Source organism: Cohnella sp. CFH 77786 (assembly GCF_019400745.1).
Taxonomy (GTDB): Bacteria; Bacillota; Bacilli; order Paenibacillales; family Paenibacillaceae; genus Cohnella.
In genome coordinates, this window is record NZ_WJIB01000011.1 from 202,756 (window position 1) to 216,482 (window position 13,727).

The window sequence follows — 13,727 nt, forward strand, 5'->3', positions numbered from 1 at the left end:
GTTATCCGCGGAGCTTGGCCAAGTTGAGGCGGTATTCGTTGATGCCGAACTGCAGCACGCCCCGGTTCTCCAGCTCCCGGAGCACATCGGAGAGTACGGCTTTCGAGACGCCGGCCAGCTGGGCGAGTTCGTCGTAATTGAGCGCCATGTGCATCGAGATGATTTGCCCGTCCCGTTTGCCGTTGCGGCCGGCCATCGTGATCAGGTTTTTGAGCACACGGGTCCTGCCGTCCAGGAAGGTCAAGTCGTTCACTTGCTCGTTCGTCTGCCTCAGTCTTCGGCACAGCTCGGACAGGATGCCGCGCGTGATGTCGAAGTGGGTTTGCAGCAGGTCCATGAACGCTTGGGAAGACAGCTCCAGCACGGAAGTCGGTTCCAGCGTCTGGGCCGAAGCGGAACGCGGCCGCCCGTCGAGCAGGGACAGCTCACCGAAGCTCTCGCCCGCGTTGACGACCGACAGCACTTTCTCTTCCCCGGCTTGGCTGCGCGTAAACAGCTTGATGGAGCCCGAGAGCACGACGTAGAACGTCAGGCCGAGGTCTTTCTCTTGGAACAGGACGGTCCCGGCGGGGAACGTTCTTCGGTGGGCGATCCTTACGATATTATCAAGCTGTTCGTCATTGAGATTATCGAATAGCGATACCTTTTTGAGCCATTGGATCATGACCGGCTTTCCTCCCCGTAGTTCCTCTTGAACAGTGTAACACAGCCTTTTCCAATCCAGATAGTAGGATGTGACGAACTTGAACGAAAATCGTCGAACACGCTCCGATGCAAAATCCAAGGAAGCGTTCGAACGCGCCAAACGCGTCATTCCCGGCGGCGTGAACAGCCCCGTGCGCGCCTTCAAGTCGGTCGGCCTGACGCCGGTCGTCATCGAGAGGGGCCAAGGCAGCCGGATCACGGATATCGACGGCCAGACGTATATCGATTACGTCCTGAGCTGGGGACCGTTGATCGCGGGACATGCCCATCCGGAGGTCGTCGAGGCGATCAAGCGCACGGCCGAGAAAGGCACGAGCTTCGGCGCTCCGACCGAGCTGGAAACGCTGATGGCGGAACTCGTATGCGAACGGGTGCCTTCCGTCGAAGTCGTCCGGATGGTGAACTCCGGCACCGAGGCGACGATGAGCGCGCTGCGCCTGGCCCGCGGGTACACGGACCGGAGCAAAATCCTGAAATTCGAAGGGTCATACCACGGACATGCGGACAGCCTGCTGATCAAAGCGGGTTCCGGCGTCGCCACGCTGGGCCTGCCGGACAGCCCGGGCGTACCCGAAGGAATTGCCGCGCATACGATTGCCGTGCCGTATAACGACTTGGAGTCCGTGAAGCTGGCGTTCGAGCGGTTCGGGGAAGAAATCGCCGCGGTGATCGTCGAGCCGGTCGCGGGCAATATGGGCGTCGTTCCGCCGCTTCCCGGTTTTCTGCAGGGTTTGAGGGAGATCACGTCGCGGTACGGAAGCCTGCTCATTTTCGATGAAGTCATGACCGGGTTCCGGGTTCACTTCAACTGCGCGCAAGGGCTGTACGGGATCACGCCCGATTTGACCTGCTTGGCCAAAGTGATCGGCGGAGGACTTCCGGTCGGCGCGTACGGCGGAAGACGGGACATCATGGAGCGGATGGCGCCCGCAGGCCCGATCTACCAGGCCGGCACGCTGTCGGGGAATCCGCTGGCGATGGCGGCCGGCTATACGACGCTGAAGCTCATGACCGAAGATCGATACGAGTTGCTGGAGCGGCTCTCGAAGCGCCTGCATGAGGGACTCGAGGCCAACGCGCGGGAGCTTGGCATTCCGATGACGATCAACCGCGTCGGCTCCATGGTGTGTCCGTTCTTTACCGACAAACGCGTCGTCAACTACGAGGACGCAAGGAGTTCGGACACGGAGCGGTTCAAGAACGTGTTCCGCCATCTTCTCGACCTCGGGGTGAACATCGCGCCTTCCGCTTTCGAGGGGTGGTTCGTTTCGACGGCTCATACCGAACGCGATATCGACACGACGATCGAGGCGCACCGAGAGGCGCTTCGCCGGTCGTAAACCGGCATCCCCAGGCAACCCCTTCCGTTCCCGGTCAACGGCGCAGCCGTTTTACTTGGGAAAGAAGGGGTTGTTTGCTTTTTGTCCCGGGGGCAGGCATGCCCGACTTTCGGCGGCATATAGATAAGGAAGAAGCTGCCCAGGACCCGTAACGATCGGGCCCATGCCGAAAGGAGGATGGAGGAAGTGACGGACCCGTTTAACGGATTGAGGTTCGACATTTACGAGCGGGTGCATTTGCCCGATGATGTGGCCGCCATCGAGGAATTGGAGGAAGTCGAGCTCGTTCCCCACATGCAGGCGAAGACCCATAAGGACCATGTGCTGCTCAAAGGGCATTTGCTGTTGTCCGGCTTTTACCGGGCGAAGGAGCAGACCCGGGGAGTCACGAAATTGGAGCATTGGATTCCGGTGGAGATTTCCCTTCCGCCGAATCGCGTATCGCGGGTGGAGGATCTGGCGGTCGAAATCGACAATTTCGACGTGGATTTGCTGTCCACCCGGTCGCTGAACGTCACGGGAGTACTCGCGCTGCGGGGGCTGGCCGAACAACAGCAGGAGCCGGTGTGGAGGGACGACAGCTTCACGGTGGTCCACCAGGCACCGGCCGAGGCGGGTTTGGCCGGCACTCCGGCTCAGGCTGAGCCGGAGAATCCTCCTTCCGAAACGACGCAGGAGGTTCCGGCCCCCGCCCCAGGGGCTCCGGTCTTCGGTTCGCCGGACGACTGGCGGAAAGGACAAGAGGGTCCGGGTGACGGGCCGGCGGTGGAATTCGGGACGCCGCCCCCATTCGAGCAGGTGCCGCCCGTCCATCTAGCCGTTCCTCCGCAGACGATGCCGTACTATGCGGTGCCCGAGGGCCGGGATAACGGCGTTTGGCCATTCGCGCCCTTCGCGAAACCGGAGCCGGAAGCCGAAACCGTGCAGATCGAGTCCGGGCCGGGTTCTCCGGAAGCGGATTGGAAGTCCGACGTGGGTTGGGGAGACGTGTCTTCCAGGAAAACGGAACTCGATTTCGCGCTCCCGGAATACCCGGCCCCATGGAACGGCAAGGTGGAGATCGCGCAGGATCCGGCAGGCGAGTATAAGACGGAGCCGTGGGCGGAGGCGGAGGATCGAAGGGAACATAAGGAAGCGAAGCCGGAGTTCGGGGCGGCGGTAATACCGGAGCTCGGAACGGTCGAGAAACCGGAGTATTGGGCGGCGGTGGATCCGGAGTTCGGAACGGGCGATAAACCGGAATTCAAACCGGAATTCAAACCGGAAGAGAAGCCGGCGTTCAAGCCGGAAGAGAAACAAGAGCTCAAGGTGGCGTACGGAGCCAAGCCGTGGGAGTCTCCTGTACGAGCTCCTTCCGGAGTCGGCTTGTTGTCCGTTCTGGGTGACAAGGGGGCTGCCCGCGAAGCGGAGCTGCAAGCTTTGCGTGCGGCACAGGCGGAAGCGAACGACGCGAACGCGAAGCTATCCCGCGAGAGCACGGGCGACGAGCTGGAATGGACGAAGCTCTTCCTCGGCAAAGGTTCGGAGGCCCAGCAGTTCAGCAAGGTCAGGATGTGCATCGTCCAGCGGGAGGATACGCTCGATTCCATCGCCGCCCGCTACAATGTGCAAGTCCGGGAGCTTCAGTTGCGGAACCGGTTGATCGATCCGTATTTGTCCGAAGGGCAAGTGTTGTATATTCCTTAATGACCGGACGCCGTCCCTATCGGGGCGGTTTTCGTTTTTTTACATTCATGCCGGGATACGGGCCGGCTCGTTAACGATTCAGTTGAACGGGGATGACGACTTTCTGCGGCGAATAGGCGCCCTCGAACTGTTGAAGCAGCAGTTGAACGGCCGAATGGGCCATCCGCTTCTCGTCTTGCCCTACCCAGGGAATGCCGGGGATATGGGGATCGTCGAAGGAAAGCAGCTTGATGTTTCGGTCCGGAAGCTTGCCGCTTTGAATCGCCCGGAAGGTCAAATCCGCCATCTCGGCCGTAAGCGTGACTGCCGCCGTGATATTCGGATTGTTTTCCAAAAATTCCAGGAGGTAAGAGTACGTATTCTCGTTGCGGAGAACTTGGATGGGAACATGGCACCATTGGTTTTTGTCGATCGGAATGCCACGGTCGATATAGGCTTTCTCGAATCCGGCCGTCCGGTCTTGAATGGCGGTATTCGTATTGTCGGGCGAGATCAGGGCGATTTGCCGGTGCCCCTCATCGAGCAATATGGACACGGCATCGTAGACTCCGCCGAAATTATCGGACGTGACCTGGTAGGTCTCGATATTTCTCAGATAACGATCGATGAAGACGAAAGGGAATTTCTCCAGCGAAAGGCGGAGGAGCGACTCGTTGTACGTTTCGTCTTCCGTCGGAAACACGATGATTCCCTTGACTTCGGAGCAATCGGTCAATTCCTGGATGGCGCGGGATTCCTCGGCCGAAGATTCGCGCGTCAGATGGAGGACAAGCTGGTATCCGGCTTCCTTGACGAAGTACTCCATATGGTCCACGAGCTGTTGGATCACTTTCGTCTTCAGCGTCGGAATGATGAATCCGATGTATTTGCCGGCGGCCGAACGGGTGGCGGGCAGGGCTGCCGCGGCTGCCGGGACGGCTTCGAACGGACGGTCTGCGACGAACGTTCCTTTCCCTTGAATGCGGATGACGATCCCTTCGTCCGCGAGCGCGGCGAGAGCGTTCTTCACGGTGATCTTGCTGACGTTGTAAGCTTCCATCAGTTCCTGCTCGGACGGGACGCGGTCTTTGGGCCGGAGTTCCCCTGACAAAATCCCGTCGCGGATCGATTGCTGAATTTGTTTATATAAAGGCGTTTTGGACAAAATACTCTCACCCCAGTTCGCCTTATAAAAAGACGAATATATTATTAATTGGATCTATTATACCAATAAATATATTGATGTGAAGCAAATAGAATAAAAAACATAATTAAAAATGAATTATAACCAATTGAGTATATTTTTCTGGAGATCCGGGTGCTATAATGCAATCTGTAAAGCGTTTTCACTCACCGACAGGAGGTCTTGCAAAATGAGAAAAAGCCTTGCCGTTTTATCCGTCCTGGCGCTCGCGACGTCCCTTCTCGCGGGTTGCGGCAGCAAATCCGGAAACGAATCGTCGAAAGACAACGCCGCTTCGCCTTCGGCCAGCCAGCAGGCGTCATCGTCTTCGGCAGCAGCAGGCGGGGAGAAAGTTACGCTGACCGTCACGCACTTCATGGTAGAGAAACCGAAGGTAGACACCTTTAAGAAGTTGACCGACCGCTTTACCGAGCTCCACCCGAACGTAAGTTTCGACATCCAGGTCATGCCGGTGGACAAGTACAACGACAACATCAAGATGAAGGTCGCCGCCGCCGACGAGCCGGACATCATTTTCGGCCGTCCGCAAGGCATGGTGGATATGACCAAGGCAGGCGCTTTCCTTGATATCACGAACGAACCGTTCATAAAACGCGTAGACCCGGCCTATATTCCCAACGTTTCCTATGACGGCAAAGTGTACGGCTTGCCGGTGGACCTGATGACCAACGGCATCATTTACAACAAGGACCTGTTCAAGCAGGCCGGCGTAGAAGTGCCGAAGACGTATTCCGAATTGGTCAAAGCCGCCGAGACGCTGCAATCGAAGGGCATTACCCCGTTCGCGGCATCGTGGAAAGACGGCGCCTCTTACATGAGCTTCATGTGGCCGGATATGTGGGGCGGCATGCTCGTGAAGAACCCGGACTATGCGGGGGCGATCATGGCGGGCCAGAAGAAGTTCTCGGACATTCCCGATTACAAAGGCTTCTTGGAGCGCGTGAACCAACTGAGCGCCATGACGAACAAAGACGCCAAGGACATCGACTACGACCGCGCTTTGCAATACTTCGCTCAAGGCAAAGCGGCGATGATCATCATGGGCAGCTTCGCGATCGGCACCATTCGCTCCTACAATCCCGACGGCAATTTCGGCGTCTTCATGTACCCGTCTTACGATAATGCGAACGACAACTACTTGACGTATTCGACCGACGACACGTGGATGATCGGAGCCCAGTCCAAACACGTCGACGAAGCGAAGCAGTTCTTCGAGTTCATGGCTTCCGACGAAGGAGCGCAAATCTGGGCGGACGGCGTTCAAACGATCAGCACGATCTCCAAGGACATCAAGCCGAAGCAGCAGGACCCGATGGCTTCGGACTTCCAGGCGATCTTCCAGACCGGCAAGACCGTCAACAACCAAGTCAAACCGCTGTGGTACGGCCAATACGACGATAGCTGGCAGAAGGTCATGACGTACTTCCTGGTGTCGGATCCCAAGACGAGAAGCGTTGACGATACCTTGAAGAAACTCGACGATGAATTCGCGCGGATCAACAAAATGAAATAAAGGGGAGGCCGTTCCCTCGGATGACCGGTTCGTCCGGCCATGAGGGGACGGCCGATCCGGCATCGGGGGTGAGTGGATGAGAAAAAAACATAAGGCGGAACTGATCAAATTTACCTTTTTGCTCCCCGCGCTGCTGTTTTTCACGGTGGTCGTGATCGTACCGTTTTTCCGGGGAATCAACATCGCTTTCACGAACTGGAACGGCATCGACGCCACTTACGATTACGTGGGCCTGCACAACCTTTTCCTGATGTTTCAGGACAGCGAAATCGTAACGCCGCTCAAGAACACGCTGTTTTACGCGATCGTCACGACGTTCTTCGTGAACGTATTCGGCTTGCTTCTGGCGGTTGCGCTCAACGAGAAATTCAGAGGCGTCAATTTGCTCAAAAGCTTTATCTTCATGCCCATGGTTATCAGCTTGGTGCTGGCGTCCATCATTTGGCGTTATTTATTCAGCGACATTTATCCGGTCCTCTTCCATACCGACGGAGGTCTGCTGGGCAACCCATCCACCGTCATGATCGGTTTGTGCGTGATCGCGATCTGGAAGGAAACGGGCCTTGCCATGGTCATATACTACGCCGGGCTGCAGACCATTCCCAAAGATATGTACGAAGCGGCCGAAATCGACGGCGCGAAAAGGGTTCAGCGATTTTTCAAAATCACCGTGCCGCTGCTGATCCCTGCCTTCACGTATTGCATCCCTTTATGGCTCGGGACGGGGCTTAGACAATTCGACTATTCGATGGTGGCAACGAAGGGCGGACCGGGCAGGGCGTCCGAGACGATGGCCATGTACGTTTACAATTACGAATTTCCCTACTTCAAGGCCGGATACGGGCAAATGGCGGCGCTCGTCCTGTTTTTCATGATCTTGCTCATCACCGTGTTCATTACCCGCGCTTTGCGTAAAGGAGAGGTCGAATATTGAATACGTCCGTTTCCAGCAACCGAAAATGGAGCCGAACGATCCGAATCGCCTTTCTCTACGCGGTTGCGCTTGTTTTCCTGTTTCCGTTCTACGTCGCCATCGTCTATTCGATCAAAACGCCGGTGGAAACCGCGGAAAACCCGCTCGGTTTTCCGATGCATGTTTCCTGGGGGAACTATGCCGACGCGATCGTGGCGTCCAACTTTTTTCAAGCGCTGCGCAACAGCATGATTGCCACGGCGGGAACCGTCGTGCTCACGATCCTCGTGTGCTCCATGGCCGCCTATGTCATCTCCAGAAACAGCAATCGGTTTTACAACTTCTTCTACTTCTTGTTCATGTCTTCGATCATGCTCCCGTTTCAGGTGCTCATGTTCCCGCTGTACAAAACGTGGGTGGACTTGCACTTCCTGAACACGCTTCACGGGCTGGTCGTTTCTCTGACCGGCGTGCAGATCGGGTATTTCTGTTTTCTTTACGTCGGGTTTATCAAAACCGTTCCGCGGGAATTGGAAGAGTCCGCTTTGATCGACGGTGCCTCCCAGTACCGCACGTTCTTTACGATCATTTTCCCGCTGCTGAAGCCCATCAACACCACCATCCTGGTGCTGAGCGCGCTCGGCGCTTGGAACGATTTCGTCGTTTCGATGGTGATCGTGCAGAAGAAAGCCGTATCGACGTTGCCGCTGGTGCAGTTTCAATTTTTCGGCGAGTATACCTCGCAAGTCAACATGGCATTCGCGGCCATCATCCTATCGATGATCCCGATCATGATTTTCTATTTCGCGGTTCAGCGATATATCATCAGCGGGGTGACGGCGGGAGCCGTCAAAGGATAAATCATCTACACACGATACTCGAATGCGAGGAATAGGCCTATGAAGCGACACACGACAGAGATCGGCGCCGGACGGGCGGCCCCCGTAGTTTTGCAGCGGGCCGATCCGTGGGTATACCGCCACACGGACGGGTTCTACTATTTCACGGCTTCGGTTCCGGAATACGACCGGATCGAGCTCAGGCGATCCGCGACGATTCAAGGACTCGCGGACGCAGTCCCGACGGCCGTCTGGAGAAAGCACGAGAGCGGACGGATGAGTTCTCATATATGGGCGCCTGAAATCCATTATATCGACGGCAAGTGGTACGTTTATTTCGCGGCTGCACCTTCAGGCGACACCGTAAAAGGAATGTTCGACCACCGCATGTTCGTGCTGGAGAACGAAGCCGAAGATCCGTTCCAGGGGACGTGGGTCGAGAAAGGCCAAATCGCGACCGCGAGGGACTCTTTTTCGCTGGACGCCACGACGTTCGAGCATGGAGGCGTCCGCTATCTGGTTTGGGCGCAGCACGATCCGGACGTACCGGGCCACTCTAACCTATATCTGGCGCCGATGCGAAACCCGTGGACGTTGACAGGACCGCAGCTGATGCTGACCAAGCCGGAACTCCACTGGGAAACGCGCGGCTTCCTCGTCAACGAAGGACCTGCGGTCCTGCGGAAAAACGGGCGGATTTTCATCAGCTATTCGGCAAGCGCGACGGATCACAACTACTGCATGGGGCTGTTGGCCGCGGATGAGCATAGCGATCTCATGAATGCGGACGCCTGGACCAAATGGCCGCAACCCATATTCGAAACCGATGAAGAGAACGGTTTGTACGGGCCGGGGCACAACTGCTTCACGGTCTCGGAAGACGGGGCCGCGGAGGTATTCGTGTTCCATGCCAGGAATTATAAAGAAATCGAGGGAGACCCGCTTTATGACCCGAACCGGCACATGTACGCGAAAACGCTGGCTTGGGACAACGACGGCAATCCCGTCTTCCGGTAGCCGCGGCTTCCCCTGCTCTTCGTCCTTTCCGTATTGACTCGCCTTTTCATGGCGGGTAGAATAGGATAGAAAGACGAAGAAAGGGAAAAGTTCGCGGTTTACCCCTACAGAGAGCGGAACCGCCGGATCGTCCGGCGCTGGGAGGTTGCGCAGGAAGGCGCCACGGACGGTCACCCTGGAGTTTCCCGTATGAGATCCGGGCTTCCTTGCCTTGGAGGTAAGACGGGACGGCTTGCGGCCGTTATCCTGCGACAAGTGCCGTGCGGTTGCCCATGCAGCCCGCGGAACGAAGGTGGTACCACGGAAGCTCAACCTTTCGTCCTTTGCGACGGGAGGTTTTTTGTTTTGTTACCGGGGTCCCGAAAAGGAATCGGAATTCGATTCAGAGCTTCACTTCACTTTTCGGGTAGAAACATAAGGAGGTTGTCCAACCATGTCCGAAACGCCTGAACGGCTGCAGACCGAAATGCCGACGACGTACGATCCGAAGGTCGCGGAGCAGAAATGGTACGAAGCCTGGATCCGGAACGGTTACTTCCAAGCCGGCCGGCGTCAAGGCGCCCCCAAATATTCCATCGTCATCCCCCCTCCGAACGTGACGGGCGTGCTGCACATCGGGCACGCGCTCGATTTTACGCTGCAGGATATTCTGATCCGTTTCAAACGGATGCAGGGGTTCGATGCGCTCTGGCTGCCGGGCACCGATCATGCGGGGATCTCCACGCAAACGAAGGTGGAGCAGAAGCTCCGAGAGGAAGGCAAAACGCGTTACGATCTGGGACGCGAAGCTTTCTTGGAGAAAGTGTGGGAGTGGAAAGAACAGTATGCCGGTACCATCCGGAGCCAGTGGGCCAAAATGGGGCTGAGCCTCGACTATTCCCGCGAGCGTTTTACGCTGGATGAGGGCTTGTCCCAAGCCGTGCGCGAGGTGTTCGTCCGGCTCTACGAGAAAGGCCTGATTTACCGCGGCAAGCGGATCATCAACTGGGATCCGGCCGCCAGGACCGCGCTCTCCGACATCGAAGTCGAGTACAAAGAGGTGAACGGCCACCTCTATCATCTGAAATATCCGCTCGCGGAAGGCGGGGGCTACTTGACCGTGGCGACCACCCGGCCGGAAACGATGCTGGGCGACACGGCCGTTGCGGTGCATCCGGAGGATCCCCGCTACAAGCATTTGATCGGCAAGAAGCTTCTCCTTCCGATCGTGAATCGAGAAATTCCGATCATCGCGGACGAATACGTCGATCAAGAATTCGGCAGCGGCGCGGTGAAGATCACGCCGGCCCACGATCCGAACGATTTCGAGGTCGGCATGCGCCACGACCTGCCGCAAATCACCGTCATGGACGAAAGCGGCAAGATGAACGCCGAAGCCGGTCCCTACCAGGGCATGGACCGCGCCGAATGCCGCAAGGCGATCGTCAAGGACCTGCAGGAGCAGGGCGTGCTTATCAAAATCGACGACCACGTGCACCAGGTGGGCCACAGCGAGCGCTCCGGCGCCGTCGTCGAGCCTTATTTGTCGACGCAATGGTTCGTGTCGATGAAGCCGCTGGCCGAGAAAGCGATCGAGAAGCAGAAATCCGGCCAAGGCGTGAACTTCGTGCCCGATCGGTTCGAGAAAATCTACTTGCATTGGATCGAAAACGTCCGCGATTGGTGCATTTCCCGCCAGCTGTGGTGGGGACACCGGATTCCGGCGTGGTACTGCGACTCCTGCGGAGGCATGCACGTCTCGCGCGAAGATATGCAAGCCTGTCCGGCGTGCGGCAGCTCTTCGCTCCGGCAGGACGAGGACGTGCTGGACACGTGGTTCAGCTCCGGCCTGTGGCCGTTCTCCACGATGGGCTGGCCGGACGAAGCGTCCGGGGACCTGAAGAAGTATTACCCGACGGACGTGCTCGTTACCGGCTACGACATCATCTATTTCTGGGTCGCCCGGATGATCTTTACCGCCCTCGAATTCACGGACAAGAATCCGTTCCGGGACGTGCTGATCCACGGTCTCGTCCGCGACGCGGAAGGCCGCAAAATGTCGAAGTCGCTCGGCAACGGCGTCGATCCGCTCGACGTCATCGCCGAATACGGCACCGACGCGATGCGTTTCATGCTCTCGACGGGCAGCACGCCGGGACAGGATCTGCGCTACCGGACGGAGAAAGTCGAACAGGCGCGCAATTTCGCCAACAAGATCTGGAACGCGTCCCGCTTCGCTCTGATGAACTTGGAAGGCTTCCGGGCGGAAGACATCGACCTGTCCGGACCGCTGTCCACGGCGGACCGCTGGATCCTTCACCGGTTCGGCGAAACGGCGCGCGACATTACCCGGTTGATGGAAGGGTACGAATTCGGCGAGACGGGCCGTTTGCTGTACAACTTCATCTGGGACGATCTGTGCGACTGGTACATCGAGTTCGCCAAGCTGACGCTGTACGGCGAAGACCCCGCGGCGAAGCGGAGCACCCAGTCCGTGCTCGCGTACGTGCTGGACCGTACGCTGCGCCTGCTGCACCCGTTCATGCCGTTCCTGACCGAAGAAATCTGGCAGCATCTCCCGCACGAAGCGGGCGAGACGATCACGCTCGCAACTTGGCCGAGCGACGAGGCTTCCTTCGAAGCCGAAGACGCCGTTCGGGAAATGAATCTGCTCATGGATACGATCCGAGCCGTACGGAACATCCGCGCCGAGGTGAACGTGTCGCCCGGCAAGAAGGTCGAGCTGCTCGTGAAGCCGACCGGAACCGCCGAGGACAATATCCTGCGCCGCAACGAGGCGTACGTGCGCCGCTTCTGCAATACGTCGGCGTTTACGCTGGATAGCGGCCTGACGCCGCCCGATAAGGCGATGACCGCGATCGTGACCGGGGCGGAGCTGTATTTGCCAATCGCCGGGCTGATCGACATCGGCCAGGAAATCGCCCGTCTGGAGAAGGAGCTCGCGAACCTGAACGCCGAAGTGGAGCGGGTCGAGAAGAAGCTGAACAACGAAGGCTATTTGGCCAAAGCGCCCGCCCACGTCGTCGAGCAGGAGCGCGCCAAAGGACAGGATTATCAGCAGAAGCGGGACAAAGTGCTGGCCCGGATCGCCGAGCTGCGCGGATGACGGGGGGATGACCGAATGAAGGACGAAGGCCAGGCGCAAGCGTTCCGATCGGCTGCCGAAGCGGTGGACTGGATCACCGGACTCATGCCCGTGATCGGGATCCGGCCCGGATTGGAACGGATGACCCTGCTCATGGAACGGTTCGGCAACCCCCACCTGCGGCTGAAATTCATTCATGTCGCGGGCACGAACGGCAAGGGCTCCGTATGCGCCTATTTGACCCATGCGCTTCGCCAATGCGGGTATGACGTGGGGACATTCACGTCCCCTTACTTGACTTCTTACTCCAACCGGCTTCAATACAATGAGCGGGATATCCCCGAGGATACGCTGCTGCAGCTTGCCAATCGGATCAAACCGGAAGCCGACGCGCTGGCGGGGACCGAGTGGGGGCCGCCGACGATGTTCGAGGTGACGACGGCCCTCGCCCTTCTCTACTACGGCACGGTCGCTTATCCGGACTATGTAGTATGGGAGACGGGAATGGGCGGACGCCTCGACGTGACCAATATCGTCACGCCGGTCGTCAGCGTCATCACGAACGTCGGGCACGACCACATGGATATGCTGGGGCCGACGCTGGCCGATATTGCCCGGGAAAAGGCCGGCATCATCAAGCCGGGGGTACCGGTCGTCACGACGGAATTGAACCCGGAGACGCTGGCCATTTTCCGGGAGAAGGCGAAGTCCTGCCGTTCGACGATGTATTCGCTTGGCGAGCACTTCCATTGCGAGACGGTGTCGGCGGCAGAGGATGAGCAGACGTTCGCGTTCTCCGGACCGTTTCGCGACATTCCGTCGCTCACTATCTCGCTGAACGGCATCCACCAACAGAAGAACGCGGCGGCCGCCGTCATGACGCTGGAGGTTTTGAGGCAGTATTATGCTCTGATCGTGGAAGACGGCGATTTGGCGGAAGGTTTGCGCAAGGCCGCCTGGCCGGGGCGCCTCGAAATGGTTTCGCGGGAGCCCCGGATCCTGCTGGATGGGGCGCATAATCCGGAAGGCATGGAGGCGCTTGCCGCGGCGCTTCGGGACATCTACCGCTTCGACCGCCTGAACGTGATGATCGCCATGATGCCGAATAAGAATCACGAACATTCCTTGCGGCATATACTACCAATGGTGGATTTGCTCGTCATTACGGAACCCGATTTCCATAAAAAAATGAAGGCCGATGACCTTGCCGACGTCGCCAGGCGTCTGCGGGGAAATACCGGCCGCCCGGCTGAGATCGTGGCGGAGCCGGATTGGCGCAAGGCTCTCTCGCTGCTGACCGGAACGGAGGACGCCTCGTCCCCCGGTACCCTTCATGTCGTCACCGGCACGCTGTACCTGATCGCCGATGTCCGCTCCTGGCTGCTTCATGGAACGAAATCTGAAAAAGGCTGGTGAAACGTCGTTGCGAACAGCTGAACGTGTACA

General features: G+C 58.2%; 10 protein-coding genes. 8 read left to right on the forward strand and 2 right to left on the reverse strand.

The window, feature by feature from the left end; all coding sequences use genetic code 11:
• Position 1: 1 nt before the first annotated feature.
• Entirely contained in the window at positions 2-664 is a 663-nt protein-coding gene (locus tag GE107_RS17570; RefSeq protein ID WP_219641286.1) for a Crp/Fnr family transcriptional regulator, read from the reverse strand.
• A gap of 79 nt (positions 665-743) precedes the next feature.
• Between GE107_RS17570 and hemL the strand changes: the two genes are divergently transcribed.
• Complete coding sequence (gene hemL, locus GE107_RS17575; RefSeq protein ID WP_219641287.1) at positions 744-2,045, forward strand: glutamate-1-semialdehyde 2,1-aminomutase; 1,302 nt, start codon at positions 744-746, stop codon at positions 2,043-2,045.
• Between the two features lie 186 nt (positions 2,046-2,231).
• On the forward strand, positions 2,232-3,731 hold the full coding sequence (locus GE107_RS26660; protein ID WP_370636447.1) for a LysM peptidoglycan-binding domain-containing protein: 1,500 nt from the start codon (positions 2,232-2,234) through the stop codon (positions 3,729-3,731).
• Positions 3,732-3,801: 70 nt separating this feature from the next.
• On the opposite strand, the gene GE107_RS17585 is transcribed toward GE107_RS26660, so the two are convergent.
• Complete coding sequence (locus GE107_RS17585; protein ID WP_219641288.1) at positions 3,802-4,875, reverse strand: GntR family transcriptional regulator; 1,074 nt, start codon at positions 4,873-4,875, stop codon at positions 3,802-3,804.
• A 208-nt stretch (positions 4,876-5,083) separates the two neighbouring features.
• Between GE107_RS17585 and GE107_RS17590 the strand changes: the two genes are divergently transcribed.
• The 6 genes from GE107_RS17590 to GE107_RS17615 all read left to right on the forward strand — a co-directional run bounded on the left by GE107_RS17590 (position 5,084) and on the right by GE107_RS17615 (position 13,697).
• Complete coding sequence (locus GE107_RS17590) at positions 5,084-6,427, forward strand: ABC transporter substrate-binding protein (protein WP_219641289.1); 1,344 nt, start codon at positions 5,084-5,086, stop codon at positions 6,425-6,427.
• Between the two features lie 76 nt (positions 6,428-6,503).
• Positions 6,504-7,361: a carbohydrate ABC transporter permease gene (locus GE107_RS17595; RefSeq protein ID WP_219641290.1), complete on the forward strand. Its 858-nt coding sequence runs from the start codon at positions 6,504-6,506 to the stop codon at positions 7,359-7,361.
• Complete coding sequence (locus GE107_RS17600; protein ID WP_255570571.1) at positions 7,358-8,200, forward strand: carbohydrate ABC transporter permease; 843 nt, start codon at positions 7,358-7,360, stop codon at positions 8,198-8,200. The genes GE107_RS17595 and GE107_RS17600 overlap by 4 nt, the downstream gene beginning before the upstream one ends.
• A gap of 39 nt (positions 8,201-8,239) precedes the next feature.
• Positions 8,240-9,196, forward strand: a complete 957-nt coding sequence (locus GE107_RS17605) for a glycoside hydrolase family 43 protein (protein WP_219641291.1) — start codon at positions 8,240-8,242, stop codon at positions 9,194-9,196.
• 433 nt (positions 9,197-9,629) lie between these two features.
• Positions 9,630-12,302, forward strand: a complete 2,673-nt coding sequence (locus GE107_RS17610; protein ID WP_219641292.1) for a valine--tRNA ligase — start codon at positions 9,630-9,632, stop codon at positions 12,300-12,302.
• 15 nt (positions 12,303-12,317) lie between these two features.
• The gene (locus GE107_RS17615) at positions 12,318-13,697 is read left to right on the forward strand and encodes a bifunctional folylpolyglutamate synthase/dihydrofolate synthase (protein WP_219641293.1); all 1,380 of its coding nucleotides are present in this window, start codon (positions 12,318-12,320) and stop codon (positions 13,695-13,697) included.
• Positions 13,698-13,727 lie beyond the last annotated feature (30 nt).

What these genes read in the sequence shown, in the direction of transcription:
- GE107_RS17570 (WP_219641286.1), bottom strand. Translation starts at nt 664, where the DNA reads ATGATCCAATGGCTCAAAAAGGTATCGCTATTCGATAATCTCAATGAC.
- GE107_RS17590 (WP_219641289.1), top strand. Translation starts at nt 5,084, where the DNA reads ATGAGAAAAAGCCTTGCCGTTTTATCCGTCCTGGCGCTCGCGACGTCC.
- GE107_RS17595 (WP_219641290.1), top strand. Translation starts at nt 6,504, where the DNA reads ATGAGAAAAAAACATAAGGCGGAACTGATCAAATTTACCTTTTTGCTC.
- GE107_RS17605 (WP_219641291.1), top strand. Translation starts at nt 8,240, where the DNA reads ATGAAGCGACACACGACAGAGATCGGCGCCGGACGGGCGGCCCCCGTA.
- GE107_RS17610 (WP_219641292.1), top strand. Translation starts at nt 9,630, where the DNA reads ATGTCCGAAACGCCTGAACGGCTGCAGACCGAAATGCCGACGACGTAC.
- GE107_RS17615 (WP_219641293.1), top strand. Translation starts at nt 12,318, where the DNA reads ATGAAGGACGAAGGCCAGGCGCAAGCGTTCCGATCGGCTGCCGAAGCG.